This window comes from Paenibacillus solisilvae (assembly GCF_042656405.1).
Lineage (GTDB): Bacteria > Bacillota > Bacilli > Paenibacillales > Paenibacillaceae > Paenibacillus_Z > Paenibacillus_Z solisilvae.
In genome coordinates this window covers 1-25,640 of record NZ_JBHSOW010000124.1, presented here as the reverse complement: position 1 = coordinate 25,640, position 25,640 = coordinate 1, and the positions used below count along the sequence as shown (strand labels likewise).

The following is a 25,640-nucleotide window of genomic DNA, read 5'->3' as shown; positions in this document are numbered from 1 at the left end:
AGGAACAAATGTCTAATTTAGTTCTTCGTGTTGACCGCCAATCTCTCAGCGGCGACTTGATTAATATAACACATCCGCCCAAATGATTGCAACCCTTTTTTTAAAATAATTTGATATCTTATTAATCATGCCGGTATCCGGGACTCCGAATTGCCGTTCTCCATTATAGCAGCAGACTCTTATTGAGACGTACGAAGAACGGCTCTTGGCGCCAATCTATAAACATACTGCTTCCTTAAACAATAAAAACCGGTGAGATAATGTCTCACCGGTCAAGTCCTTCTGAATCTATTCGCCAGCACGCTCGCGCATAAGCGGGAACAACAGTACGTCACGTATCGAAGGCGCATCGGTCAACAGCATAACCAAGCGGTCGATACCAATTCCAAGGCCACCTGTAGGCGGCATACCGTATTCGAGAGCACGGATGAAGTCATCATCCATCTCATGCGCCTCATCATTGCCCTGTTCGCGCTCGAGAAGCTGCGATTCAAAGCGCTGGCGCTGATCAATAGGATCATTAAGCTCAGTAAAGGCATTGGCATGTTCACGAGCTACGATAAACAGCTCAAAACGATCGGTAAAGCGAGGGTCTGCATCGCTTTTTTTCGCCAGTGGAGAAATCGCTACTGGATGTCCAGTTACGAACGTAGGTTGAATAAGTGTATGTTCAACGAACTCTTCGAAGAAAGCATTCAGAATATGACCAAATGTCATATGAGGCTCAACTTTAACATTATGCGCCTTAGCATGCTCATGCGCTTCTTCGTCTGTCATCTGAGCGCCGAAATCTACGCCAGTCACTTCTTTGACAAGGTCCACCATAGAAACACGCCGCCATGACGGGGTAAGATCAACCTCTTGTCCTTGGTAATTGATTTTGGTTGTACCGAGCACTTCTTGAGCGATATGTGCAACAAGCGTCTCCGTTAATGCCATGATATCTTTGTAGTCGGCATAAGCCTCATACAGCTCAATCATCGTAAATTCCGGATTATGTCTTGTCGAAATCCCCTCGTTACGGTAAACACGGCCGATCTCGTATACTTTCTCCATTCCGCCGACTATGAGTCGTTTGAGATGAAGCTCAATCGCGATCCGCATGTAAAGCTGCATGTCCAGCGCATTATGATGGGTAATGAAAGGACGTGCTGAAGCTCCTCCGGCGATCGAATGCAGAGTAGGCGTTTCTACTTCCAGATAGCCCAAAGAATCGAGGTAACGGCGCATCGATTGAATGATTCGCGAACGTGTAATAAACGTTTGCTGCACTTCAGGGCTGACGATCAGGTCAACATAACGCTGACGATAGCGCAGCTCTACATCCTTCAGTCCATGGAATTTATCCGGCAGCGGGAGCAGAGATTTGGAGAGAACCGTAATTTCCTTCGCTTTAACGGAAGTTTCCCCTGTGTTCGTCTTGAACACTACACCATAAACACCTATGATATCCCCGATATCAAGCAGCTCAAAGGCTTGGTATTCAACTTCCGAGACGGTATCTTTACGCACGTAGATTTGGATTTTACCGCTCAGATCCTGTATATGCGTGAATGCCGCTTTACCCATCCCGCGTTTTTGCATGATCCGTCCGGCTAAACGAACCTCGATGCCTTTGGACTCCAAGTCCTCTTTGCTTTCATTATCATACACATCCATGATTTCTTTGGCTCGATGAGTACGCCCGAATTTACCGCCAAACGGATCAATTCCCAGTTCCCGCAGCTGGTCTAGTTTGTCTCTGCGAATTTGTAATAGCTCACTAAATTCTTGTTCTTGATCTTGTGTTTGATGCTCCACTACCATTCATCTCCTTGTTATTCCGACAAGCGGTTTATCCCATTTCTATTCCCTTACGGAAAGGACTACTTTGTCCTAAATGTTGAAAAAAGCTTCCGGAGGAAGCTTTTCTCAAAAAAACAGAAAGTATATGACAATTCGATCTATACTTTTCTGATTCTTTCTTCAAAGAAAGAAACGCAGCTGTTTCTTCCTGACAGGCATGCCTGATTACCACTTTTTGATATCAACAATTTTATATTGAATGATGCCCGCTGGTACATTTACTTCGACTACTGTTCCTTTGTTCTTACCAAGGATTGCTCGACCGACCGGGCTCTCATTAGAAATTTTGTTGTTCAGTGGATCCGACTCTGCAGTTCCTACAATTGCATACTCTACTGTATCCCCAAACTCCATATCCTCAACGGTTACAAGTGAACCAATGCTTACTGTATCTGTATCAACATCATCATTGTTGATAATGCGCGCGTTGCGAAGCATTTTCTCAAGGGTGATGATCCGTCCTTCAATAAATGCCTGCTCATTCTTCGCATCTTCATACTCTGAGTTTTCACTAATATCGCCATAGCCAATCGCAACTTTGATCCGCTCGGCAACTTCACGCCTCTTGACCGACTTTAGGTTCTCCAGCTCATCTTCCAGCTTCTTAAGTCCGTCCTGCGTCAGAATGATCTCTTTATCGCTCATGTTACCCATTCTCCTGTCGAGTGGCATTTTTTCATACCGTGTATGAATTCACTGTTACTTAATATATTACACTCCATACCCTTGATGACACCGCACGGGGGACAGATCAATTTGCCAAATAAGCCAGGCGGACGGTTTGTTATTGAAGAATTATATTTCAAATTTACCCCATATGTCAACGAAAGCCAATTGTAATGTGAGTTCTGCGAACATGATTACTGCAAAATGGACCTTTAGTCACATTTTTACACGTCACAATCAATGATAAACAACTTCATCCGCAGCGGAGTCGGGCGAAGAAGCCGGCTTCTCACTGTCTTCGCCAAGTGAATCGATGTATTGCAATAAAATCTGCACCATCTTATCTCTGGATGTCTCTTCCATAATAACGTCTTTTACCCGGGCAGCGCCTGGAATGCCCTTCAAGTACCATGCCAAATGCTTCCGCATCTCACGCACTGCGACGGACTCACCCTTAAGGTTCACAAGGCGGTCCATATGAACAATTGCAATCTCCATTTTCTGGCGAGGCGTTGGATCTGCAAGAAGTTCACCATTTGTCAGATACTGAATGGTACGGTACAGCATCCATGGATTACCTAGTGCGCCGCGTCCAATCATCACGCCATCACAGCCTGTATGATCGAGCAGTCGTTTGGCGTCCTCGGGAGAGAAGACATCGCCATTGCCGATAACGGGGATTGTTACCGCTTGCTTAACATCCCTTATAATATCCCAATTGGCTTTTCCCGTATACAGTTGCTCCCGTGTGCGGCCATGTACGCTGACTGCTTTGCCGCCTGCACGTTCAACAGCCTGTGCGTTCTGGACCGCAAACACATGCTCGCTGTCCCAGCCGATGCGCATCTTCACGGTAACCGGTTTATCGACAGCATCGACAACAGCGGATACCATTTCGTAGATTTTGTCTGGATCAAGGAGCCAGCGCGCACCAGCATCACATTTTGTGACTTTGGGTACCGGACAGCCCATATTTATATCGATAATATCTGCATTGGTTTGCTTATCAACGACCTTCGCCGCCTCCACTAGCGATTCGCGATCTCCTCCGAAAATCTGCAGACTTAACGGCTTCTCCCGGTCATCTACATAAAGCATCTCCAGTGTTCGTTTGTTACCGTGCAGAATCGCTTTATCACTTACCATCTCGGCGCAAACGAGGCCTGTACCGAATTCTTTGGCTATCAGTCGAAAAGCCGGGTTGCACACACCTGCCATCGGCGCCAGCACGACTTTATTCTTCATCTCGATGTTTCCGATTTTGAGCATGGACGTCTCCGCTCCCTTCTGAGTTTGTATAATCCGGTTTATTGGCTTCTCTCAGCCGTTAGTTCATCATAGCTAATTTGCAAGGTTTCCGAAATGCGCTCCAGCAGCTTCGGATCCGGTTTGCGTGTTCCCCGCTCCAGTGAGCCAAGAATTGCTACCGATACGCCTAATTTAGCTGCCAGCTCGTGCTGCGTGAATCCTTTTAACTTTCGGAATGCGCGGACGCGTCCGGCCAATTGATCGTATTCCATAACGCGATGCCTTCCCCTCCATCCTGTAAAGCTCGAACTGCGAATTGATTGACCTGTTCTTGAAGTGGATGTCCGCTGCCGATCACATCCCGAAGCGGTACGAGCACGAAAGCACGTTCCATCATACGGGGATGTGGGAGAGTAAGCTCCTCCTCATCAAGCCTGACATTCTCCATCAGCAACAAGTCGAGATCCATCGTACGAGGGCCCCACCGAATGTCGCGTGTTCTACCGAGCTGTTTCTCAATATCAAGTAATGCATGTAAAAGTTCAAACGGCCCAAGCGTTGTAAGAAGCGCTGCCGTCATATTAAGAAAAGAAGGTTGGTCGGTATAGCCGACCGGATCCGTCTCATAAATGCCGGATACACGAATGACCTTAATCGCAGAATGGCTGTCAATCAACAGAAGCGCCTCTTGCAGCAGCTTGCTCCGGTCACCTACATTAGAACCGAGTGCGATATAAGCTTCGGCGGCTCCTGTAAGTTTCTGATCTTGGGCGCTGCTTGACAGCGAGTGCTTACTGTTGTTCATTTCCATCCCGCTTTCTGCCCAATTCCACGGTTACACCGTCAAAATGAATATCGAACGGCGGGTTAGGCTTGGTTACGAAAACCGTCACTTCATTTACACTAGTATAAGCGTCGAGCACTTTTGATGCAATGTGACCAGCTAAAGCTTCAATTAATTTAAAAGGCGGCCCTTCCACGATAACCTTCACTAGGGCATGAATTTCCGCATAGTTCACTGTGTAGGTTAAATCATCCGTTTGAGCGGCCTTTGAAAGATCAAGCTTGAGCTCCAAACCGACGATGTACTGCTGACCCAGCTTGTTCTCCTCTGGAAATACACCATGATAGCCAAAAAAGCGCATTCCTTTTAATGTCATTTTATCCATGTTTTCGCCTCCTCTTACCTATGTACGTCTTTATAATAAACGATGGCATCCGCCATTTTGGCATTTTGCTTCATCTCAAGCACATCATGAACACGAATGATCTGGCAGCCTTGCGCAATCCCAAGCGTATTCGCTGCTGCTGTTCCAAATGCGACATCCCCTGCCGGAAGCTGCAGGGTGTTCTGGATGAACCGCTTCCGGGATATGCCGAGCAATACCGGATATCCAAGTCCGATGAGTTGATCCAAATTACGCATCACACTCAGGTTCTCCTCATAATTTTTGGCGAAGCCAATCCCGGGATCGAGCCATATTGCTTCGTCTCGGACACCTGCCTGATGGGCTAATGCAATACTGCCCTTCAAATCTGCAAGGACATCCGGTACAAGGTCACTGTAATCACGGGCATGGCGGTTATGGCTGAGAATGACGGGACAGCCATATTCGGCAGCAACCGATGCCATTTGAGGGTCGCCTTTTAACCCCCAAATATCATTAATGATGTGAGCACCGGCTTCAAGCGCCTGACGTGCGGTTTCAGCTTTGTAGGTATCTATGGATATCGACATATCGGGCAATGCTCTGCGGATGGCCTGTATAGTTGGAACTACACGGCGAATCTCCTCTTCCAGCGAGACCGAGTCACTTCCGGGTCTTGTCGATTCACCGCCGATATCAATGATATCAGCTCCTGCTTCAGCCATCGCCTGCGCATGCTTAACAGCCGCATCAATCTCATCATACCGGCCGCCATCCGAGAACGAATCCGGCGTTGTATTCAATATACCCATAATCAGGGTTCGTGTACCGAGCTCAAGCTTAACACCCTCGGAGAATTCATAGCTCCGTTTGAATGGCCAATGACGGTTTGCTTCTACTAGAGATTTCATTTCAGTCGGTGTTCCTTTCGTGAGCCGTAGGTGTGTTTCAATAAAGGATCAAAGGTCTTGTCCGCTTCCAGTAAGCATCCGGTAACCGGACAGCAGCTGCTTGAAGAGCGAGCCGGGACTCCCGTCCCCAGGTTGAATCACATGTCCATCTACATTTCGCAGCGTCGTTATCGGTACCAGCTCTTGAATGGAATTCGTCATCCATACTTCCTCTGCACGAAGAAGCTCGTCCCATGTGAATCGTCCTTCTATGACGGCATGACCCGCAGAGCGAACGAGCTCAATGACACGGCCTCTTGTCACACCCGGTAAAATTCCCGTATCAATGGAAGGCGTGTAAACCGTTCCTCGTTCAACAAAAAACAGGTTACTGACGATCCCTTCGGCCAGCCAGCCTTCTTGGGTGAGCATGAGTCCCTCAGCTCCAGGTGCGGCACCGAGTTGCAGTAATTCCCTCTTTGCCACGATATTATTCATGTAGTGGAGTGATTTTAGCCGAATATCCCCCTCAGGCGTATTACGCCGAGTATACAGCAGCGCAAGCTGACGGCCATCTTCGTAAAGCAGTGGATTGGGGATGGGGAGAGGTTTCACAAGAAGCAGCAGATTCGGCTTCCTATAATCCCCTGAAGGCAGCCCCAGCTCTTCCTCGCCTGCTGTGACGGTCAGCCGGACGTAAGCTTCCGAAAGGTTATTGCTCTGCATCAAGGCAGCCAGCCACACACGAAACTGCTCTATATCCGGTTCATAGTGGATGCCGATCGAACGGCATCCCTCCGTTAGGCGCTGCAGATGACGCTCCAATAAATAAGGCTTTCCTCCGTAGGTGCGAAAGGTTTCAAACAAACCCATTCCATACAAAAAACCGTGATCGTATACCGAGATCACGGCCTCCTCTGCTTGCTTGACTGTTCCGTTCCAGCCAATGTTCATCGCGCTGTACCGGCCCGTTGTTTAAGGAAGTTGCTAAGCATGGTAAGTCCGTTCTCGGTAATAATGGATTCCGGATGGAATTGCACACCTTCGATCGGGTATTCCTTGTGCCGCAGTCCCATAATTTCGCCATCCGCCGTTTCCGCGGTAATCTCCAGGCAATCCGGCAAAGTTTCACGTTTTACAATAAGGGAGTGGTATCGTGTTGCTGTGAAGGGCGTTGGAATCCCTTCGAAGATAGAGCGTCCATCATGTATAATGGCTGAGGTTTTGCCATGCATCAGCTTCTCAGCGCGAACAACATCTCCGCCGAATGCTTGTCCGATGGATTGATGGCCAAGACATACACCAAAGATCGGGATTTCCCCTTTGAATCGCTCAATCAGCGCCAGGCTGATGCCTGCTTCATTCGGACTGCAGGGCCCCGGGGAGATTAGAATATGATCGGGAGCCAGCGCAGAAATGCCATCGAGATCAATCTCGTCATTTCTTTTGACGACGATTTCCTCACCCAGTTCACCTAAATATTGAACCAAGTTATACGTAAATGAATCGTAGTTATCAATTACCAATATCATATTCGTTTCCCCCTTCATATATAAACCTCATCTAACGGGACGGTGCTGAAGTTTTCAGGGCCGTTTATTCATGGTTAGCCAGCATTCTTTCTGTCTTCGCCCACTGCTCGCTGTACTGAATGGATTTCCATAACGCTTTGGCTTTGCTGAGGGACTCATAATATTCTCGCTCCGGCTTGGAATCAATAACAATCCCTGCTCCGGCTTGTATATGCACCTGATGATCTTTCACGGTCATTGTCCGTATAATTATATTAAATTCCATATCGCCGTTGTAGTCAATCCAGCCCATTGATCCGGTGTAGGGTCCGCGCCTCACGGGCTCAAGCTCCTCGATGATTTCCATTGTGCGAATCTTAGGCGCTCCTGTTATCGTCCCCCCGGGAAAAGTCGCTTCAATGACGTCGTAAGCATCTTTTCCAGGCGCAAGTGTTCCTTCTACCTGGGAAACCAGGTGCATGACATGGCTGTAATACTCAATCACCATAAGCTCCTCGACATGGACCGAGCCGTAAGCGGATATCCGGCCCAAATCATTACGCTCAAGATCGACCAGCATAATATGCTCCGCCCGCTCCTTCTCGTTACCAAGCAGTTCATCCGCCATCTGTCTGTCTTCTTCCTCTGTGCGTCCGCGTCTTCTCGTACCGGCAATTGGCCTCGTTGCCAATTTGCCGCCCTGGAGCTCGACAAGAAGCTCAGGAGATCCCGAGACCAGCTGAAAATCGGGACAGCGCAAGAACCCCATATAAGGTGATGGATTCACCAGCCTCAGCCATTCGTACAGCTCCTCAGGCGGGGTTGTGACGGCGCGGGTTTGCCTCATGGACAGATTAACCTGAAAGACATCACCCTGCGCGATATAGTCCCGAATCCGTTCAACCGCCGACTGATAGGCTTCCTTCTGAAAGGGGGATGTTATGCCACCTATAGCTTCAACATCGATATGAAGAGAGCTGCTCTCCATGAAGTCCATACGTGAATTGCGAAGCTCGTCCGATCGGGTCAGCTCTGTCCAAAAGTGAGACATCTTCTCTGTTAACGCGCATGTTTCCTCATACTGCGCAAAAAGCTGCTCTTCCGATGAGTCAGCTTCGATAAGGGAATGTCTCACACAATAGAGCATTTTCTCCTGATGATCGATGACCCAGAGCTCGTCCATACGAAGAAACAGATAATCCGGCAGACCCAAATCATCTGCAGCGTGATTAGGGATGCGTTCGATGGAGCGAATCACGTCATAGCTCCAAAAACCAACACAGCCTCCTGTGAATTTCGGAACATCAGGCACACGCGGAGCCTTGTAGGCGCTCATCCAGCTGCGAACGGCTTCGAGCGGTTTATAGTCATATCGGGTTATGCTGCTGCTCGCGCTGTCTACAGCCTCGGCTATCATCCCTTTGCCTCGAATCACTGATGAAGGATGCAGGCCCAAATAGGTGTATCTTCCATCCTTGCCGCTCTCCAGTACGAATGCATGTGCAGAGGCCGCCTTCCATGCGGACTCCCACGAGGATGGACGATCTTCATGATTCAATGAGCGTTTATACCATACGGGCAGTGAATTAAACCCCTGCTCCCGCCAAGTCAGCCAATCTTTAAAGGCTGTAGCATTCATGAGCCAGCCCTCCACTTTCGTAACCGTTCCGTTCTTGGGCCGGCTTCTCGTTTGGAAGTTAGTATACCGAATTACGGGTAAAAAGAAAAGAGCGTGCAGGGAATGAACAAGAGCAAAAAGAGGACCCCCAAATCAAAGGGGATCCTCCATTATTAACGAGACTGATTAGTTCTCGAAGTTAAACAGCGGTGTGGACAGGTAACGTTCGCCATTCGAAGGAACAATAGCTACAACACGTTTGCCTTTACCGAGTTCTTTGGCTACTTTAAGAGCTGCAAAGATAGCGGCTCCCGAAGAAATACCGCAAAGAATACCTTCTTCTTTCGCTGCGCGGCGGGCTGTATCGAATGCTTCATCATTCTCAATCGTAATAACTTGATCGTAAATATCACGATTCAGAATTTCTGGAATGAAGTTAGCGCCGATACCTTGGATTTTATGTCCGCCCGGGTTACCGCCGGAAAGAAGCGGTGATCCTGCAGGCTCAACGGCAACGATTTTGATTTCAGGGAAGTTCTTCTTCAACACTTCACCGGCACCGGAGATCGTTCCGCCAGTTCCGATTCCCGCTACAAACGCATCCAGTTTGCCGTCAAGCGAGTTGATCGCTTCAACGATTTCCGGACCTGTCGTTTCGCGGTGAATTTTAACGTTCGCCTGGTTCTTGAATTGCTGCGGGATGAAATAAGAAGGATTCTCAGCTTGAAGCTCCTCAGCGCGTCGAACCGCTCCGTTCATACCTTCAGCTCCCGGTGTCAGAACAAGGTCTGCTCCGTATGCACGGAAAAGATTGCGGCGCTCGATGCTCATCGTTTCCGGCATAACCAGAATCGCTTTGTAGCCTTTAGCTGCAGCAACCATTGCAAGTCCAATTCCAGTGTTGCCGCTGGTAGGCTCGACAATGGTATCGCCTGGTTTAAGAATACCTTGCTGCTCCGCTACTTCAATCATGCTGATCGCGATGCGGTCCTTAACGCTTGCACCTGGATTTTGATATTCAAGCTTTACATAAATCTCTGCACTATCTTCAGGCACGAGACGATTCAAACGGACAAGCGGTGTATCACCGATAAGTTCTGTTACGCTTTGTACAATTCTAGCCATGAAAAGTAGTCCTCCCTATTCCGACTAAATTAGTTGGTTTTACCTACATCTTATCAATCGTAACCAGCTGTTGTCAATAGATAGTTTTACTTCGGCATAATTGCCGCGTTATATTTAGCGAGCAATTCATCCTCAACATCATGAAGCGAATTGGCCCGCATTAAAGCCAGTTGTTTACGAGCGTCTTCGCGAATAGTCCGCTCATCCAGCGCCTCTGTCGTGTGCTTTTCCAATAATCGAATAATAGCTTGACCATTCTCTACAGGAATCGGACCAGCTGATTCCCCAATAGATAAGTTTGCAGCTGCTTGCAGGACATTCGGATCCACATATTCATCCTTTAAGTCGATTAGCCCTAAGTCTCCGCCATCGCCGGCGGTTTCCTCATCTCTGGAGTACGTCTTGGCCATGAGTGCGAAGTCTTCTCCATCTTCAAGCTTATGAAGGATATCTTCGGCTTCACTGTTGTTATCCAAGACAATCCAAGCAAGCCGGACTTGCGTTTGCGGCGCGAACTGCTCTTCATTCTCCGAAATATACGCATCCACATCCGACTCAGTTACTTCTATCGGCCGAATGGCGATTTTCTCAAGCAGCAGCCGGTACTCGGTATCTTTGCGGATGGCTTCGGGTGTCAATCCCAGCTGTTCTTTCATCGTTGTGTAATATTGGTCCTTATCCTCGTAACCCGCCATCATCCTGTTAAGCTCTTCACTTAGCTCATCGGCAGATACATGCAGATCGTATGCGCGGGCTTCGAGCCGGATTGCGGCTCTTACCATCAATGTCCGCAGCACGCTGTCTCCATATTGCCCACGCAGCTGCTCCTCTAATTCTGCGTTCGTTATCTGCTCAGTGCCCACCGTAGCCGCAACCTTCTCTTCGACTTTAGAGGGATCCGCACCATCTTGAGGATCATTGTCCTTCGGGACGGCGGAACTCGGCGGCGAGAGCACGCGAGTAACCACAACGACTGCAAGAACGATCATACATACGGCTTGAAGCAGCACAACGCTCTTCAACACCTGGTCCTTCTTCATTATGCTTGGCCTCCGATTATTGAATCGGTTTCGGCTTTGCCTGATCGAGCAGCACTTCTAGCTGCGGGCGGTTAAATACATACTTCTCGTTGCAGAAATGGCACACGACTTCAGCTTGTCCGTCTTCTTCAATTAACTGTTGTAGTTCATGCTCACCCATGCTGATGAGCGTTCTTTCCACCCGTTCGGTTGAACAATTACACGAGAATTGGATATCCAATTCATCGTCGAACAGCTGCAGTTCGTCCCCTACAACCCAGCGAAGCAGCCCTTCGGGCGTTTCACCTTGATCCAGAAGCGACGAGATCGGCGGCAGCGCTGTAACCGCCTGTTCAAGCCTTGCAATCTCCTCTTCCGAGATGCCTGGCAGCAATTGAACGATGAAGCCCCCGGCATTGAGCACTGTACCATATTCGTCAACAAGCACGCTTAGACCTACAACCGAAGGCGTTTGTTCCGATTTGGCAAAATAATACGTAAAATCCTCCGCGAGCTCCCCTGAGACGATCGGAGTACTGCCGCGATAAGGTTCCTTCAGCCCTAAATCTTTAATAATGTGGATATAGCCTGTGCGGCCAACCGCGCCTGCTACGTCCAGCTTCCCAAGTGCATTGCTAGCCAGCTGCGTTTGCGGATATTCCGCATAGCCGCGAACTTCGCCCTTGGCGTTCGCATCGACAACCATTTGACCTACCGGGCCGTCACCCTTGACTTGAATGGTAAGCTTCTCCTCACCCTTCAACATCGCACCCATCATGGCGCCTGCTGTTGCCGTACGGCCAAGTGCCGCTGTAGTCGTTGGCATGGTGTTATGACGAATGCGAAGCTCGTTAACAAGTGCCGTAGTCGTGACAGCAAATACACGCAGCTTGCCATCCCATGCTGTACCTCGTACTAAATAATCTTTTGCTGTATCCTGCTGCACTTAAATCCCCTCCTTGCCATTATGATTACTCTTGGTTCCGTTCATAAATTAGTCTTAACCCATCCAGTGTCAGCAGGGGATCGACTTCCTCAACGGTCTCGGATTCTGCAGAGATCAGCTCTGCCAAACCGCCGGTGGCAATGACGCGAGGCGTTACATTGAATTCCTTGCGGATTCGCTGAACAATTCCGTCCACTTGACCTGCATAACCAAAAATAATACCTGCCTGCATCGAAGTGACCGGGTTGCGGCCAACAACGCTCTTAGGCTTGACCAGTTCAATACGCGGCAGCTTAGCCGCACGTTGATAAAGGGCCTCCGTCGAAATGCCGATGCCCGGCACGATCGCCCCGCCAAGATAGTTGCCGTCTGCATCAATGTAATCAAATGTGGTCGCTGTGCCAAAATCAACGATTATGAGCGGCGTGCCATATTTCTCAATCCCTGCAACCGAGTTAACGATCCGGTCGGCACCCACTTCACGCGGGTTCTCGTAACGGATGTTAAGCCCGGTCTTCACGCCAGGGCCAACAATGACCGGCGCTTTACGCAAATATTTATGGCACAGCTGCTCCAGCGTCCGCATTAAAGGAGGAACAACAGAGGAGATAATGACACCGTCCATCTGATCCAGCTTCACGCCGGCATAATGAAACAGATTATGAATCATAATCCCGTACTCATCAGCGGTTGCAGACCGGTTCGTGCTTAGCCGCCAATGATGAAGCAGGGTCTTGCCTTCATATACCCCTAGAACAATATTGGTATTTCCTACATCAACAACTAAAATCACGCCGCCGGTCCCCCTTTCTTCTCGCCCAGATCCAGACTTATATCCAGTGCTTGGAAGGAATACGTTAAACCGCCAACGGAGATCACATCGACTCCGCAAGCTGCGATAGCGTTGATCGTATCCAAGGTCACCCCGCCCGAAGCCTCTACGATGACATACGGGGAATGGGATTTGATTCGAGCCGCTGCTTCCCTCATAAGGTCATAAGACATATTATCCAGCATGATAATATCCGTCCCGCATGCGAGCGCTTCTTCTACCTGCACCATGGACTCGGTTTCGACTTCAATCTTCATCGTATGCGGGATAACCCTGCGCGCAGCTTGCACAGCTGCCGTAATCCCGCCTGATCCTTTAATGTGGTTATCCTTGATCATTACGGCATCATAGAGTCCAAAACGATGATTGGAGCCTCCGCCAACCCGGACCGCATACTTCTCAAGAAGCCGATGTCCCGGTGTCGTTTTGCGCGTATCAACAAGGCGCACCGGCAGGCCTTCGAGAGCCCGAACATACGCGTTTGTCTTGGTTGCGATGCCAGACAGCCGCTGCAGCAAGTTCAGAGCCAGACGTTCGCCTGTAAGTAGGCTGTGCGTGCTGCCCTCTACTTCCGCGATCACCCTACCTTTATCAACCGCGGTGCCATCGGCTGCGAGCGCTCGAAATGTCAATGAAGGATCAACGACTGCGAACACGAGCTCCGCAATGGGCATGCCGGCTAGAATACCGCTCTCTTTGACATGAATGACGGCTTTGGATCTGCTTCCCTCTTGAATAGTCGCCCAGCTTGTCACGTCGCCTGTTCCAATGTCTTCCGCAAGCCATGCCCGTATCTGATCTTTCAGCAATTCGGCGTTTCCGCCAACCGCCGCTATTGTTGTCTTAACCATGATGAATTCGCTCCTCTGCTACGCCGTTTTCCCGATGAAGGACGGAATGCTTACGCCAAACCAGATCATCCCGATCCGGGAAATCCTCCCGATAATGTGCACCGCGGCTTTCCTCCCGCAGCAGGGCTGCCTGACTGGTTAGCATCGCACAGGTCAGCAGGTTGGCGAACTCGAACTCCTCGCGTTTAGTAAGCACAGAATGGAAAATAGGCAGTTGTCGCTTTAATTCTTCCAATCCTTTATTCAGCCCTTGTCCATCACGACGAAGTCCGGCGTAACGAACCATGATCTTCTGAAGCTTCAGACGCTTCTCAACAACGGCTTGCATTGGCGGGCCGCTGCGTTCCATAGACTCGATAATCGGTGCTGTGGAGTCGGAGGTTATTGGCTCCAGTTCATTAATACGCTCTACAATGCGGCGTCCGAATACAATCGCCTCAGATAGAGAGTTGCTTGCCAAGCGGTTGGCCCCGTGAACGCCGGTTGAAGAACATTCGCCACAAGCAAATAGACGGGCGAGGTTCGTTTCACCATGCAGATCCGTCTTAACCCCACCCATCATATAATGCGCCGCAGGCGCGACCGGAATCCAATCCGTCGTCAAATCTAATCCGTATTTCAAACAATACTCATAAATATTCGGGAAGCGATGCTTCACCATGTCCGCAGATTCATGAGTGACATCAATATATACAAATGTCGAGCGTGTGGCTTCCATCTCGCTTACAATCGCGCGAGCAACAATATCCCGCGGCGCAAGCTCAAGCTGCTCATGATATTTCTCCATGAACCGTTCGCCTCTTATGTTGCGCAGGATCGCGCCTTCGCCCCGCACGGCCTCGGAAATCAAAAACCTCGGAGCCCCCGGGTAACAAAGTGACGTCGGATGGAATTGAACAAATTCCATATCCTGTATGTAGGCGCCAGCCCGATAAGCCATCGCAATCCCGTCTCCAGTCGCAACCTCAGGGTTGGTTGTATACCGGTAGAGCTGGCCTGTTCCGCCCGAACAAAGAATCGTCGCTTTCCCGCGCACATAGACACGCTGTCCATCCGGCTTCTGCACAAGTGCACCGATACATTCAACGTTGTCGGTAATAAGATCGATTACGAAATGATCATCCCACACTTCAATTTGGGGATTCTCCTTCGCCTTCACCGACAAAGCACGAACGATCTCAAATCCGGTAGCGTCTCCGTTTGCATGCAAAATACGCCGCTGGCTGTGTGCGCCTTCCTTCGTCAGCGCAAATTCACCATTCTCCTGATCAAACTTTGTGCCCATTTTAACGAGATCCTGCACTCCATTCGTTCCTTCATGAACGAGCACATCTACAGCTTCATTCGAACAAAGACCTGCACCTGCAATGAGTGTATCTTGGCGATGGTAATCAGGGGAATCATCCTCTGAAATAACCGCCGCGATTCCTCCCTGTGCATAACGGGTATTGCTGTCGAGCAGTGATTTTTTCGTGATCATTAACACTTCATTGGTAGCACTCGCTTTAATGGCGGTAAAAAGACCGGCGATGCCGGCCCCGATAACAATGACATCTTTCTCAATAACAGGCAGGTTCTCTAGCGCGACATCCACTAAATATCGAGGTATCATTTGATCGACTTTCCTTTCTACGGAAAGAGAGTAGCGCATGCTACTTCACTTGTAACATGCGCTCCAGGGATAAACGGGCTTGATCAGCAACTTGATCCGGTACATAAATTTGCGGCTGCATCGTTTCCAAACATTTAACAAGCTTCTTCAGGTTGTTTACTTTCATGTTCGGGCAAACCAAATATTTCGTTGCAAAATGGAAGGTTTTATCCGGGCTGTCGAGTCTGAGCTGATAACCGGTTCCATCCTCTGTACCTACGATAAACTCTTTGCAGTCCGATTCCTTGCAATATTTGATGATGGCAGTCGTGCTTCCGACAAAGTCGCCAAGCTTAACAACCTCTGGACGGCATTCGGGATGTACGACGAATTGTGCATTTGGATATTTAGCTTTCATTTCCTCTACATCTTTAACGGTCAGCATATCATGCGTGTTGCAGTAACCTTCCCAGATAATCATCTTTTTATCGGTATTCTGCTGCACGTAGTGGCCAAGATTCTTATCAGGCACCCAAATAATTTCATCGGAATCAACAGAATTCACGACACGCACCGCATTGGCAGAAGTACAGCAAATATCAGTCTCTGCTTTAATTTCAGCCGAGGAGTTAATGTACGTAACCACTTTTGCATGGGGATGCTGTGCTTTGAGCTTGCGCAAGCCATCGACATTGACCATATCCGCCATCGGACAGCCCGCGCGTTCGTCTGGAATGAGAACTGTCTTATTCGGAGCAAGAATCTTCGCACTCTCACCCATGAAATGAACGCCGCAGAAAACAATAACATCGGCATCCGTTTGTGCGGCTTTTTGTGCCAGCAGGAATGAATCCCCGCGAAAATCAGCTACCTCCTGTACTTCGTCGCGTTGATAATAATGAGCTAATATAATAGCGTTACGCTCTTTCTTCAGCTGCATTAAACGTTCCCGCAGCTCGCGGTTTTGTTCCGCCTTGCGCTCGAGAGCCAATGCTTCCATGGTATATTCTCCTCTTTTTGCTGACTTTGTGAACAGAAGCACAAACCTATGCGTAATAGGTCCTATGCACTGCTACGCAGCCTTGCTTATTCAATCCTAATCATTCTTTTAGGATACCCTTCTTAATCAGCCAATCATTCATTCTTGGCAATCACCTGCCGATCAGCTCCGCCGATAAACGGGAGTCCGATAACGCGTGATTAACATTTAATTTACACAAGGTACCGAATACTGTCAACCAACAAAACGAGCCGTTTTAGCCCTTTTGCGAAGGGTTTGGAGGGAAGCTTGCACAAAAGCTTAGCAACCCGCGAATTACGAGCCGCTTAAGCGTTTTCCTAACACATTTTTCATGAAGAGCCGCAGATATTCAAAAAAAAGGCTGCCCTAGCAGTTACCTGCTCAAGGACAGCCTTGAAACCATCATTACGTATTATTAGGTTCGTCATCGTTATTGCCGGCAGGAGGTGGGATGATATCTCCCGCTTCCTTCGTTTGAATGCGCACTTTCACGCCGCCAATCGTATCGATAACCGGTTCTGCTGTCGGTTCTGAACCTTCACCAGCTGTAATCCCTTCACCGCTGCCATCCAGCGTACCGGTTTCGATCAGGCGCTTAATTTGTTCAAGCTCCAGTGTCTCCTCGGTAAGCAGTGTTTGTGCGATTAAGTGAACTTCTTTGCTCTTCTCGTTAAGCAGCTTCTTAGCGCGCTCATAAGAGCTCTGGATGAAACTTTGCATTTCTTGATCAATCTCATACGCGATGGAGTCCGAATAGTTCTGCTCGTGTCCGATATCACGGCCAAGGAAAACTTGACCTTGGGAGCTGCCAAACTGCATCGGGCCGAGCTTATCGCTCATTCCGTATTCCATGATCATGCTTCGTACGATACCTGTTGCTTGTTTAAAGTCGCTGTAAGCGCCTGTACCGATTTCTCCGATGAAAAGTTCTTCCGCTACGCGCCCGCCGAGCAAGCCTGTTACTTTATCAAGCAGCTCCTGTTTCGTCGTCAGCATGCGGTCTCCGTCTTTCGGGAGCATGATGACATAACCGCCAGCACGGCCGCGAGGAATAATCGTAACTTTATGCACCATATCCGCATGCTCAAGGAAGTAACCCACAATGGTATGTCCGGCTTCATGGTAAGCTACAATACGCTTCTCACGATCGCTGATGACACGGCTGCGTTTCTCCGTACCGACGATAACGCGGTCAATTGCTTCGTCAACCTCAACCATTGCGATATCCTTTTTATTACGGCGTGCCGCAAGAAGTGCCGCTTCATTAAGAAGATTCTCGAGATCAGCACCCGTAAAGCCAGTTGTGCGTTTCGCGATAATATCTAGCTTTACATCCTTGTTAAGTGGCTTATTGCGTGAATGTACTTTAAGTACGGCTTCACGGCCTTTAACATCCGGACGGTCAACCGTAATTTGACGGTCAAAACGGCCTGGACGAAGAAGTGCAGGATCCAGAATATCAGGGCGGTTCGTTGCAGCAACGATGATGATCCCTTCGTTTGCGCCGAATCCATCCATTTCGACAAGCAATTGGTTAAGCGTTTGCTCACGCTCATCGTGACCGCCGCCAAGACCGGCGCCGCGTTGGCGTCCGACCGCATCGATCTCATCGATGAAAATGATACATGGCGCATTCTTCTTCGCATTCTCGAACAAATCACGAACCCGTGATGCACCGACACCGACGAACATTTCGACGAAGTCAGAACCGGAGATGCTGAAGAACGGCACGCCTGCTTCACCTGCAACAGCACGTGCAAGCAAGGTTTTACCTGTACCCGGAGGTCCGTTTAGCAGAACCCCTTTAGGAATGCGAGCTCCGACTGCTGCGAATTTACGCGGATCCTTCAGGAACTCAACAACTTCAACCAGCTCTTGTTTCTCTTCATCCGCACCCGCAACATCCTCGAACGTTACGCGCTTCTTCTCTTCGTTATACAAGCGAGCCCGGCTTTTACCAAAGTTCATGACTTTGCCGCCGCCGCCCTGTGCTTGATTAATAAGGAAGAAGAAAAGGATGAAGATAATGACGAAAGGAATAATCGATGTTAAGAAAGTCAGCCAAATGCTCTGGCCCTCCATTGGTTTAACATCCATTTGGAACTTGTTTTTGGCTTGCGCATCGTAAATTTCCTTGATGGCAAATTCCTCAATGTTGGAGTGAGCGTAGAACTTCTCCGATTCCGCCTTATCCGGTTTCTTTATATATTCACCACTGACCAAATAGGAGTAGCCGTCGAACTGAAGCGTAAGCTCTTTGACATTATTGTCATTCAGCTCCTGCCTCAACTGATCATATCGAATTTCAACGGTGGTATCGTTTTGGCTGCTGATAAATTGAAAGATCCCGACAGTCACCAAAAAAATAATTAAATAAAATCCAGTATTACGGATGATCCGATTCATCCCCTACCTCCTCTCAAGACGCTTAAATATTTTACCATAGCATGACTTTCCATCACAAATTGCTGCGCGGTAAGCCATGAAGGGTGAATCGCATCCAATTATTTTTCGTATACTTCCGGCTTCAAAATACCGATGAACGGTAAATTGCGGTAGTGTTCCGCATAATCAAGCCCGTAACCGACGACGAAAGCATCCGGCAGCACAAAACCTTTATAGTCGGCCTCAAGTTCCACTTTGCGGCCTGCCGGTTTGTCGAACAGAGTAACAAGCGTAACGGATTTGGCATTACGCCGCTCTAGAACGTCAATCAAATAACTAAGTGTAAGTCCGCTGTCGATAATGTCTTCCACGATCAAAATCTCCCGGCCCTGAACAGGAGCGTCCAGATCCTTCATAATCTTCACCACGCCGGAAGTCTTGGTGGACTGCCCATAGCTGGATACGGCCATGAAGTCAATTTCGAGCGGAATCGTAATTTCTTTAACCAAATCAGCCATAAAGATAAAAGCGCCTTTCAGAACGCAGATGACAAGCGGATTACGCCCTTCGAACTCGCGGCTGATGGTCTGGCCCAGTTCCTTTACTTTCTGCTGAATCTGGTTTGCGCCGTAAAGCACTTCTTGAATGTCATTCAGCAATGCCTTGCCCTCCTAAATGTTGAAGAAACCGGTGCAGTGCTCATACAAGCATCAGCAATTTCTTCTTGCCTATACTATGAATGGATCAGTGCATCTTATTCAGTCAAAATTGTCCGCTGCCGTAAATAATGCTCTAACCCGCAAGATATGCTTGGTAGATCCATTAATTTGCGCATATTCTGATCTTCTAACCCCAGGAATCCAAAGGATACGGCCTGCAGCATCGACAAGAATCGGCATCCTCTCACGCCTTGACGGAGCGATTCGGTCGTCAACGAACATATCTTGTACTTTTTTGGTGCCATTTAAACCAAGCACCTGCATTCGGTCCCCAGGCCGGCGATTGCGAACGGTTAGCGGATAAGCTATTTGATCGGCGTCGAAGAGTGCTTCCTGCTTATCTCTTGGTCTGCTCTTCTCGTTCGGGAGCAAGCCTTCAAATAACAATTCAGCCTCTGCATCGGGCATTTCAAGTCGCGTTATACCTTCCGCAACGACATAATGATATCCAGCTTCAGAGGATGTCAAATTATTCCCTTTGCCAGCCCGGATAAAGCATAGCTTGTCGTATTCTCGGACGAATCTGACCCCGCTTCCCACATCTAAGCTCCACGTCGACGGCGCACTGTCATAAGCTGCGAGCCGGATCGTTTCAACGCTGTCGAAAGAGATGGTTTCCGTTACCATTCCAACACAGTTTAATATTAGTTTAATCAATCTCCTTTGTAAAGCGACATGCAGGTCAAGCAGCGCTTTGCAGGTCATATGGCATCCTTCGGAAACGAGCGTGATATCGCGTCCAAACGCCACCCGTGTTTCGTGCTCCATCCAGTCATCCTCGGCAGTCGCAAGTTCAGCGAGTCTGACAAGAGACTGAGATAGCTGCGGGTTCAATGTCGACAGATAAGGCAGAACGTCCAGACGGATCAGATTGCGAAAATAGGTCCGTTTGCCGTTGCTGCTATCTTCGCTGAACGAGACCCCCCATTGCTCACAATAACGCAGGATGTCTGCCTTGTTTCTACGTAAAAGAGGACGAATAAGTTCCACGTTTTTTTCTGTTCGTCTCCAGGCAATACCCGACAGCCCTGATGGGCCCGTCCCCCGAATGATCCGCATGAGTACAGTCTCGGCCTGATCGTCGGCATGATGACCAAGCGCAATGCTTGCAGCACCGTGTTTCTTAGCGACTTCGAATAGAAAAGAGTATCTTTTCTCGCGTGCTGCAGCCTGCGCGTTCATTTTTGTTTCTTCTATATAAGCAGGCATATTGAGCTTGGTGTATTCATAGACAACACCAAGCTCGGAGGCAAACTGCTGAACGGCCGCTTCTTCTCTTGCCGACTCCTCCGGGCGGAACCCATGATTCACATGCGCCGCGATTAGCTTTAACTGCTGGGATGGGGCGAGTCGTGCAAGCAGGTGAAGCAGGGCTGTCGAGTCAGGCCCTCCGGAGACTGCCACGACAATCGTATCACCCGGCGACCACAGCTTCTCTTGCTCCGCTATTTGAGCCAAATCGCCCAGCCAATCGTCCACGTGGTATCCCTCTTCTCTTCATGAAATCACGGCCCTGTTCGAAGCAGCCAATATACGGTTGTCGCAAGCAGCAGCGCCGAAGCAACAAACAATCCCTTCATCCAGCGCGGAGCCGGTGCGGACTTGCGCAGAGCTCCCGGACGATGCATCCACTGCTGCCAGGCTGATGCCGCTGCCCGTGCGCTCTTGAATTCACCAACCAGCGCTCTGCGCAGCCAGCTATGTAAAGGCTTGAGTGCCGGGCTTGCATAAGCCAGCTTCAGCAGCTCATCCGGAGTCCGATTTTGCGGTAGAAGGGTGTTTGTCAGCTGGGCCAGCCGGCGGCTTTCATGTAATTGTATGCAAAGAACGGCGAATGAAAACAGGTCATAGCCTGCATCCGCGCTGCGCGTTCCTGCATTCCAATACCCGCGGTCATAGATCTCCGTAAATTGGCGGACGCCCTTGCCAAAAGCAGTCACCCCGCCGTAATCGACCAGTTCCACCCGGCCATAATCGGCTACAAGAACATTTTCAATTTTCAGATCGCCAAAGGACCAGCCCGCTTCATGGAGCGCAGACAGCCGGCCGAGCAGACTGTAGCCTACAACCGGAAACCAGTCGGTGCCTTCCTTGTTCAGATACTCGGATAACGTCATGCCGCGGATATACTTCATGACATAGAAGGGATAGTCCTTGCCGTCTGAGGCGCGCAGGTCATCCACGTCCACAAGGAAAGAAGCCGCTCCCGTGCCGCCTTTTTGCTTGGCGAGGGTCTGCAGCACATTCACTTCCGATTGCAGATCAACCGCATCGGTGCCGATTTTCAATGCATACCAACCGCCCTGCCGCTCCACGAGAAATACTTTGCCGTTGGCTCCCTCGCCGAGAAGCCGCTCTATCCGGTAGCTTCCCTGCTTCCATTTGCCACTAACAACGGTACCGCGGGGAAGGCTCCAATCAAACGACGTAGTCACTCATCATCCCGTCCGTTTCATCATTCTTCCTATTACCATAATCGGCTTTTCGGTAAAAATCAATGACATGCATAAGCGCAGGCCCTGTCGGTGTGGTTCCCCGCATCTGCAATCTAGGGATAAAGCTGGTCACGCCGCTAATATGGGTTGTCCAATCCAAATCCAGCTTGCAATCCTCCCCATAGGCCGAGCCCGGGAAGTGAAACACCGCAATTTCACTGCTCCCTTGCCTGGATTGGAGGCTGAGCGCCAAGTCCCGAATGGCTTCGTCCACTGCTTGGAGCTTAGGCTTCATGCTTGCACTCGCATCAATTAACAGCGCAACCCGCAGCTTGCTCGATTCGCTGAGATCATCAATAACCCTCACCACATCGCCGCGCTTCTCCGGCGGCAGCTCCTCGATAGACGAGGTGCCCAGCACCTGCCTCAGCTCCCGCTGGACGGCATGCTGAATCGTCTGAACGACGGTTTTGCGCGTAAGCATCTGCACGGTATGGGACAGCTGCCGCGTATGGGACAGCCGGCTCAGTCCGCCGCCTGCGCGGGCAATTTCCTCAATTTCAGCTGAGCCGAATTCACCGAGATCCCCCTGATCGATAACTCCGACTACATTGACCGTTATCCCTTCCGCATACGCCTGCGCCGCCGCAACGACAGGACTTACTCCGACATTCGAGCAGCCATCGGTGATTAATAGAATTTGCTTCATCAGTGTCATTCCTCCAACATTACGGAATCTACCGCTAGTAGTTTATCTACCAGCGTTCCCATTATTGAGAGGCTTTAACCGTCTATTTACCTGAAATGCCAGATATTCAGCGGGTTCTCAGGCTTTGCTTATCCATTAACCTTATCGCAGCGAGGCGAATCCAGAGCTTCCAGCGTTGTAACTTTATTGCCATCAACTATGATTCGACATGCACCTGTGTTATATTTTTGGAAGTTAAAAAAATGAGAAAGAGAGGATCGGAATAGATGGTATTTTCGAGTTTATTTTTTCTTTATCTGTTCTTGCCCATACTCCTGCTGGCGTATTTTGCCTTCCGCAACACGAGTTACCGCAATTGGATACTCATTCTGTTTTCCTTCGCCTTCTACGCTTGGGGGGAGCCGGTTTGGATTATTTTGCTCGTGCTCGCTTCGATAGTCGGTTATTTATTTGCAATTGGTATTGAGAAATATCGGGGGACATGGCTGGCAAAAGCGCAGTTCATTGTTGCCGTCGCGATAAATATTGGGATCCTGGGGTTCTTCAAATACTCCGGGTTTCTGGTCGATACGATTCACTCCCTGCTTCCTATTCAGCTCCCGCATCCGGAAGTGACGCTTCCGATCGGAATATCTTTTTTCACATTTGAAATCATTTGTTACTTAACCGACGTCTATAAAGGTAGAATTACAGCGCCAAGGTCACCTAAGAAGCTGCTGCTCTATGTTTCGTTCTTCCCCCATCTCGTTGCTGGGCCTATTATTCGGTATACCGACATCCAGCATCAAATCGAGAACCCAACCGTAACCCTGTCCGGCTTCAGCGAAGGGATTACAAGATTCATGATCGGACTTGGGAAAAAGGTTATTATCGCGAACTTGCTGGGTGAGAGTGTAGGCCATTTGCTCGGTCCAAGCGCAGGAGAGCCTTCAATGCTTGGAACATGGTTTGGTGTGGCCCTCTTTGCCCTGCAAATCTATTTCGATTTCTCCGGTTATTCGGATATGGCCATCGGTCTTGGCAAAATGTTCGGTTTCAATTTGCGGGAAAACTTCAACTACCCGTATATTTCAAAATCCGCTGGTGAATTCTGGCGCCGCTGGAACATGTCATTAGGCGGATTCTTCCGAGATTACGTCTATATCCCGCTTGGCGGAAATCAAAGGTTCTACCTGCGTAATTTGTTCGTCGTCTGGTTCTTGACCGGCTTCTGGCACGGCGCCAGCTGGAACTTTATCATTTGGGGGCTATACTTCGGTCTGCTCATTTACTTAGAGCGTATTTTCCTTGGAAAATGGCTCGAGAAGCTTCCTGTCTTCGTCTCTCATATCTATGCAACTCTGGCGATGCTGATCGGCTGGGTATGGTTCTATTTCACCGATCTGTCGGAAGCCATCAGCGCCTTCAAATCCATGTTTCACCTGCAGCCGGAAGCTTTCATCACAACGGAAGTGCAGCTTTATTTTAAAGAAAATCTCGTGCTGTTCCTCATTGCCATTATTGCTTCAACACCGCTGTTCACCTGGTCCTTCAATCGCATATTCGCCGCCAATGAGAAGCTTAAGCTGAGCATTTCAACGTTTGCGGTTCCTGTTATTAATCTAGTGATACTTATTGTGGCTACCATTCTGCTGATTGGCAGCACGTATAATCCGTTTCTTTATTACCGGTTCTAACGAGGAGGTTCAACATGAAACTACAGGTAAAGCTAAATCTTGCCCTTTTCTTGATCGTCATCTTCGGGGTTGCTGCAGTCAATCTGTTGCGACCGCATTCACAGAGCGTATCGGAGCTTGAACAGCGAAGCATTCAGCAAGCACCGGCGTTTACAACGGAGCGTTTGTTCGATGGAGACTTTACCCGGGAATATGACAATTATTTCTCCGATAACTTTACGAATCGCTCCTCTCTAGTCAAGGTGGGCGCCGACCTGAAGGCACTCAAAGGTTTCACCGATGAGGACGGGGCGTCGATCTTCGTACAAGAGGGCGGAGATAATATGGCTGTCAGCTTAAATGGAAAGACGGATTCAACGGGTGGCAAGGACACGGCGGGCACCCAAACGGATGGGAAAGCGGAAAGCAGTGCGGCGAATACCACCAAATATTTGATCTTCAAGGATCAGGCTATGACGCTGTTCGCCTACTCCGCTCAGGCGGCCGACGAATATGCCAAGGTGCTTAATCAATTCAAGGCGGCGATTGATCCGAAGATTCGTGTCTATTCGCTGCTTGCGCCAACTTCGATCGAGTTCAGCAAGAACGAAAAGTACAAGGCGATGTCCGACTCGCAAAAAGCGGCTTTTGCCCATATTAATAAGCAGCTGGATCCGGAAATCGGCCAAATCGATGCTTATGGAGCGCTGGAGACGCATAGTGATGAATATATTTACTTCCGAACCGACCATCACTGGACAGCATTAGGTGCCTATTATGCTTATACCAACTTTATGAAAACGATCGGTAAAAAGGAGATTCCGCTCAGTCAGTACAAGAGCGGCACGATTGAAGGTTATCTCGGGACAGCCTACAAAGCAACGCTCAGCGATAATCTAAAATCTCATCCGGATCGTATCACCTACTATACACCGTTCAGCAAATATGAATACTTTGCATATTCATCAACCAATAAAGCTCTAAAGCGCAATGTGGTCGATCCTGCTTATGCGAAGAAAGGCAACGGGTTCTATGCGGTATTCCTCGACGGGGATTATCCATGGGGTGAGATAACGACAGGAACAAACAACGGAAAGCGAATCGCAGTCATCAAAGACTCCTATGCGAATACCTTCATCCCTTTCCTGCTGCCTCATTTTGAAAAAATAGATATCGTCGACCCTAGGTATTACAAAGGATCCCTTACTGATTTCATGAAAAAGCAGCAAATCACGGATGTCCTGTTCTTGAATAACTCCACCGTTGCCCGCAATACAGGTATTGCCAAGCTAATCGGCGGACTGCTGCCTGCAGATAAATAAACCGTATTGAACGAAAAAAAGTCTGCCGCTCCACGCGGAGGCCACTGAAGAACTTAAGCTTTTCCAGTGACCCAAGTTATATTTAAAGAAAAGCGACACTTACC

The 25,640-nt window shown here is 49.1% G+C and carries 24 protein-coding genes; 2 read left to right on the top strand and 22 right to left on the bottom strand.

From position 1 onward, the window contains the following. Nucleotides 1-288: 288 nt before the first annotated feature. From lysS to ACFPYJ_RS30405, 22 genes are all read right to left on the bottom strand, one after another. Nucleotides 289-1,806 carry a lysine--tRNA ligase gene (gene lysS / locus ACFPYJ_RS30510; protein ID WP_379192031.1) on the bottom strand — a complete coding sequence of 506 codons (1,518 nt, stop codon included), beginning with the start codon at nt 1,804-1,806 and terminating at the stop codon, nt 289-291. Nucleotides 1,807-2,010: 204 nt separating this feature from the next. Further along, nucleotides 2,011-2,490 (bottom strand): transcription elongation factor GreA, encoded by a 480-nt coding sequence (gene greA / locus ACFPYJ_RS30505; protein WP_379192030.1) that lies wholly within the window; start codon nt 2,488-2,490, stop codon nt 2,011-2,013. A 258-nt stretch (nt 2,491-2,748) separates the two neighbouring features. Continuing rightward, nucleotides 2,749-3,780 (bottom strand): tRNA dihydrouridine synthase DusB, encoded by a 1,032-nt coding sequence (dusB, locus tag ACFPYJ_RS30500; protein WP_379192029.1) that lies wholly within the window; start codon nt 3,778-3,780, stop codon nt 2,749-2,751. Nucleotides 3,781-3,818: 38 nt separating this feature from the next. Beyond that, on the bottom strand, nt 3,819-4,031 hold the full coding sequence (locus ACFPYJ_RS30495; protein WP_379192028.1) for a helix-turn-helix domain-containing protein: 213 nt from the start codon (nt 4,029-4,031) through the stop codon (nt 3,819-3,821). After that, the gene (gene folK, locus ACFPYJ_RS30490; RefSeq protein ID WP_379192027.1) at nt 3,983-4,564 is read right to left on the bottom strand and encodes a 2-amino-4-hydroxy-6-hydroxymethyldihydropteridine diphosphokinase; all 582 of its coding nucleotides are present in this window, start codon (nt 4,562-4,564) and stop codon (nt 3,983-3,985) included. The genes ACFPYJ_RS30495 and folK overlap by 49 nt, the downstream gene beginning before the upstream one ends. Then, entirely contained in the window at nt 4,551-4,928 is a 378-nt protein-coding gene (folB, locus tag ACFPYJ_RS30485; protein ID WP_379192026.1) for a dihydroneopterin aldolase, read from the bottom strand. Before folB ends, folK begins: the two co-directional genes overlap by 14 nt. A 14-nt stretch (nt 4,929-4,942) precedes the next feature. Continuing rightward, complete coding sequence (gene folP, locus ACFPYJ_RS30480; protein WP_379192025.1) at nt 4,943-5,818, bottom strand: dihydropteroate synthase; 876 nt, start codon at nt 5,816-5,818, stop codon at nt 4,943-4,945. Nucleotides 5,819-5,866: 48 nt separating this feature from the next. Then, nucleotides 5,867-6,751 carry an aminotransferase class IV gene (locus ACFPYJ_RS30475; protein ID WP_379192024.1) on the bottom strand — a complete coding sequence of 295 codons (885 nt, stop codon included), beginning with the start codon at nt 6,749-6,751 and terminating at the stop codon, nt 5,867-5,869. Next, a complete protein-coding gene (pabA, locus tag ACFPYJ_RS30470; protein ID WP_379192023.1) occupies nt 6,748-7,329 on the bottom strand; it encodes an aminodeoxychorismate/anthranilate synthase component II in 582 nt (193 codons plus the stop codon). The genes ACFPYJ_RS30475 and pabA overlap by 4 nt, the downstream gene beginning before the upstream one ends. Before the next feature lie 64 nt (nt 7,330-7,393). Continuing rightward, on the bottom strand, nt 7,394-8,947 hold the full coding sequence (locus ACFPYJ_RS30465; RefSeq protein WP_379192022.1) for an anthranilate synthase component I family protein: 1,554 nt from the start codon (nt 8,945-8,947) through the stop codon (nt 7,394-7,396). A gap of 165 nt (nt 8,948-9,112) precedes the next feature. Continuing rightward, nucleotides 9,113-10,051 carry a cysteine synthase A gene (cysK, locus tag ACFPYJ_RS30460; protein WP_379192021.1) on the bottom strand — a complete coding sequence of 313 codons (939 nt, stop codon included), beginning with the start codon at nt 10,049-10,051 and terminating at the stop codon, nt 9,113-9,115. 86 nt (nt 10,052-10,137) lie between these two features. Further along, nucleotides 10,138-11,091 (bottom strand): peptidylprolyl isomerase, encoded by a 954-nt coding sequence (locus ACFPYJ_RS30455; RefSeq protein WP_379192020.1) that lies wholly within the window; start codon nt 11,089-11,091, stop codon nt 10,138-10,140. A 16-nt stretch (nt 11,092-11,107) separates the two neighbouring features. Beyond that, complete coding sequence (gene hslO / locus ACFPYJ_RS30450; protein WP_379192019.1) at nt 11,108-12,016, bottom strand: Hsp33 family molecular chaperone HslO; 909 nt, start codon at nt 12,014-12,016, stop codon at nt 11,108-11,110. A 25-nt stretch (nt 12,017-12,041) separates the two neighbouring features. Continuing rightward, complete coding sequence (locus tag ACFPYJ_RS30445) at nt 12,042-12,809, bottom strand: type III pantothenate kinase (protein WP_379192018.1); 768 nt, start codon at nt 12,807-12,809, stop codon at nt 12,042-12,044. Then, nucleotides 12,806-13,699 carry a carboxylating nicotinate-nucleotide diphosphorylase gene (nadC, locus tag ACFPYJ_RS30440; RefSeq protein ID WP_379192017.1) on the bottom strand — a complete coding sequence of 298 codons (894 nt, stop codon included), beginning with the start codon at nt 13,697-13,699 and terminating at the stop codon, nt 12,806-12,808. Before nadC ends, ACFPYJ_RS30445 begins: the two co-directional genes overlap by 4 nt. Further along, a complete protein-coding gene (nadB, locus tag ACFPYJ_RS30435; RefSeq protein ID WP_379192016.1) occupies nt 13,692-15,311 on the bottom strand; it encodes an L-aspartate oxidase in 1,620 nt (539 codons plus the stop codon). The genes nadC and nadB overlap by 8 nt, the downstream gene beginning before the upstream one ends. Before the next feature lie 40 nt (nt 15,312-15,351). Then, the gene (gene nadA / locus ACFPYJ_RS30430) at nt 15,352-16,290 is read right to left on the bottom strand and encodes a quinolinate synthase NadA (protein ID WP_379192015.1); all 939 of its coding nucleotides are present in this window, start codon (nt 16,288-16,290) and stop codon (nt 15,352-15,354) included. A 426-nt stretch (nt 16,291-16,716) separates the two neighbouring features. Then, nucleotides 16,717-18,717, bottom strand: coding sequence for an ATP-dependent zinc metalloprotease FtsH (gene ftsH, locus ACFPYJ_RS30425; RefSeq protein WP_379192014.1), 2,001 nt, complete (start codon nt 18,715-18,717; stop codon nt 16,717-16,719). A gap of 98 nt (nt 18,718-18,815) precedes the next feature. Continuing rightward, complete coding sequence (gene hpt, locus ACFPYJ_RS30420; RefSeq protein WP_379192013.1) at nt 18,816-19,355, bottom strand: hypoxanthine phosphoribosyltransferase; 540 nt, start codon at nt 19,353-19,355, stop codon at nt 18,816-18,818. Nucleotides 19,356-19,454: 99 nt separating this feature from the next. Beyond that, nucleotides 19,455-20,894, bottom strand: coding sequence for a tRNA lysidine(34) synthetase TilS (tilS, locus tag ACFPYJ_RS30415; protein ID WP_379192012.1), 1,440 nt, complete (start codon nt 20,892-20,894; stop codon nt 19,455-19,457). 26 nt (nt 20,895-20,920) lie between these two features. Continuing rightward, nucleotides 20,921-21,850 carry a serine/threonine protein kinase gene (locus ACFPYJ_RS30410; protein WP_379192011.1) on the bottom strand — a complete coding sequence of 310 codons (930 nt, stop codon included), beginning with the start codon at nt 21,848-21,850 and terminating at the stop codon, nt 20,921-20,923. Further along, nucleotides 21,834-22,559, bottom strand: a complete 726-nt coding sequence (locus ACFPYJ_RS30405) for a vWA domain-containing protein (protein WP_379192010.1) — start codon at nt 22,557-22,559, stop codon at nt 21,834-21,836. Before ACFPYJ_RS30405 ends, ACFPYJ_RS30410 begins: the two co-directional genes overlap by 17 nt. 266 nt (nt 22,560-22,825) lie before the next feature. On the opposite strand from ACFPYJ_RS30405, the gene ACFPYJ_RS30400 reads away from it, so the two are divergent. Then, nucleotides 22,826-24,235 carry an MBOAT family O-acyltransferase gene (locus tag ACFPYJ_RS30400; RefSeq protein ID WP_379192009.1) on the top strand — a complete coding sequence of 470 codons (1,410 nt, stop codon included), beginning with the start codon at nt 22,826-22,828 and terminating at the stop codon, nt 24,233-24,235. Between the two features lie 14 nt (nt 24,236-24,249). Continuing rightward, entirely contained in the window at nt 24,250-25,536 is a 1,287-nt protein-coding gene (locus tag ACFPYJ_RS30395) for a DHHW family protein (RefSeq protein ID WP_379192008.1), read from the top strand. Nucleotides 25,537-25,640: the final 104 nt, after the last annotated feature.

What these genes read in the sequence shown, in the direction of transcription:
- nadC (WP_379192017.1), bottom strand. Translation starts at nt 13,699, where the DNA reads ATGGTTAAGACAACAATAGCGGCGGTTGGCGGAAACGCCGAATTGCTG.
- folK (WP_379192027.1), bottom strand. Translation starts at nt 4,564, where the DNA reads ATGAACAACAGTAAGCACTCGCTGTCAAGCAGCGCCCAAGATCAGAAA.
- ACFPYJ_RS30475 (WP_379192024.1), bottom strand. Translation starts at nt 6,751, where the DNA reads ATGAACATTGGCTGGAACGGAACAGTCAAGCAAGCAGAGGAGGCCGTG.
- folB (WP_379192026.1), bottom strand. Translation starts at nt 4,928, where the DNA reads ATGGATAAAATGACATTAAAAGGAATGCGCTTTTTTGGCTATCATGGT.
- ACFPYJ_RS30395 (WP_379192008.1), top strand. Translation starts at nt 24,250, where the DNA reads ATGAAACTACAGGTAAAGCTAAATCTTGCCCTTTTCTTGATCGTCATC.
- pabA (WP_379192023.1), bottom strand. Translation starts at nt 7,329, where the DNA reads ATGATATTGGTAATTGATAACTACGATTCATTTACGTATAACTTGGTT.
- nadA (WP_379192015.1), bottom strand. Translation starts at nt 16,290, where the DNA reads ATGGAAGCATTGGCTCTCGAGCGCAAGGCGGAACAAAACCGCGAGCTG.
- greA (WP_379192030.1), bottom strand. Translation starts at nt 2,490, where the DNA reads ATGAGCGATAAAGAGATCATTCTGACGCAGGACGGACTTAAGAAGCTG.
- ACFPYJ_RS30400 (WP_379192009.1), top strand. Translation starts at nt 22,826, where the DNA reads ATGGTATTTTCGAGTTTATTTTTTCTTTATCTGTTCTTGCCCATACTC.
- cysK (WP_379192021.1), bottom strand. Translation starts at nt 10,051, where the DNA reads ATGGCTAGAATTGTACAAAGCGTAACAGAACTTATCGGTGATACACCG.
- ACFPYJ_RS30495 (WP_379192028.1), bottom strand. Translation starts at nt 4,031, where the DNA reads ATGGAATACGATCAATTGGCCGGACGCGTCCGCGCATTCCGAAAGTTA.
- dusB (WP_379192029.1), bottom strand. Translation starts at nt 3,780, where the DNA reads ATGCTCAAAATCGGAAACATCGAGATGAAGAATAAAGTCGTGCTGGCG.
- lysS (WP_379192031.1), bottom strand. Translation starts at nt 1,806, where the DNA reads ATGGTAGTGGAGCATCAAACACAAGATCAAGAACAAGAATTTAGTGAG.
- ACFPYJ_RS30455 (WP_379192020.1), bottom strand. Translation starts at nt 11,091, where the DNA reads ATGAAGAAGGACCAGGTGTTGAAGAGCGTTGTGCTGCTTCAAGCCGTA.
- ftsH (WP_379192014.1), bottom strand. Translation starts at nt 18,717, where the DNA reads ATGAATCGGATCATCCGTAATACTGGATTTTATTTAATTATTTTTTTG.
- ACFPYJ_RS30465 (WP_379192022.1), bottom strand. Translation starts at nt 8,947, where the DNA reads ATGAATGCTACAGCCTTTAAAGATTGGCTGACTTGGCGGGAGCAGGGG.
- nadB (WP_379192016.1), bottom strand. Translation starts at nt 15,311, where the DNA reads ATGATACCTCGATATTTAGTGGATGTCGCGCTAGAGAACCTGCCTGTT.
- ACFPYJ_RS30405 (WP_379192010.1), bottom strand. Translation starts at nt 22,559, where the DNA reads ATGAAGCAAATTCTATTAATCACCGATGGCTGCTCGAATGTCGGAGTA.
- folP (WP_379192025.1), bottom strand. Translation starts at nt 5,818, where the DNA reads ATGAAATCTCTAGTAGAAGCAAACCGTCATTGGCCATTCAAACGGAGC.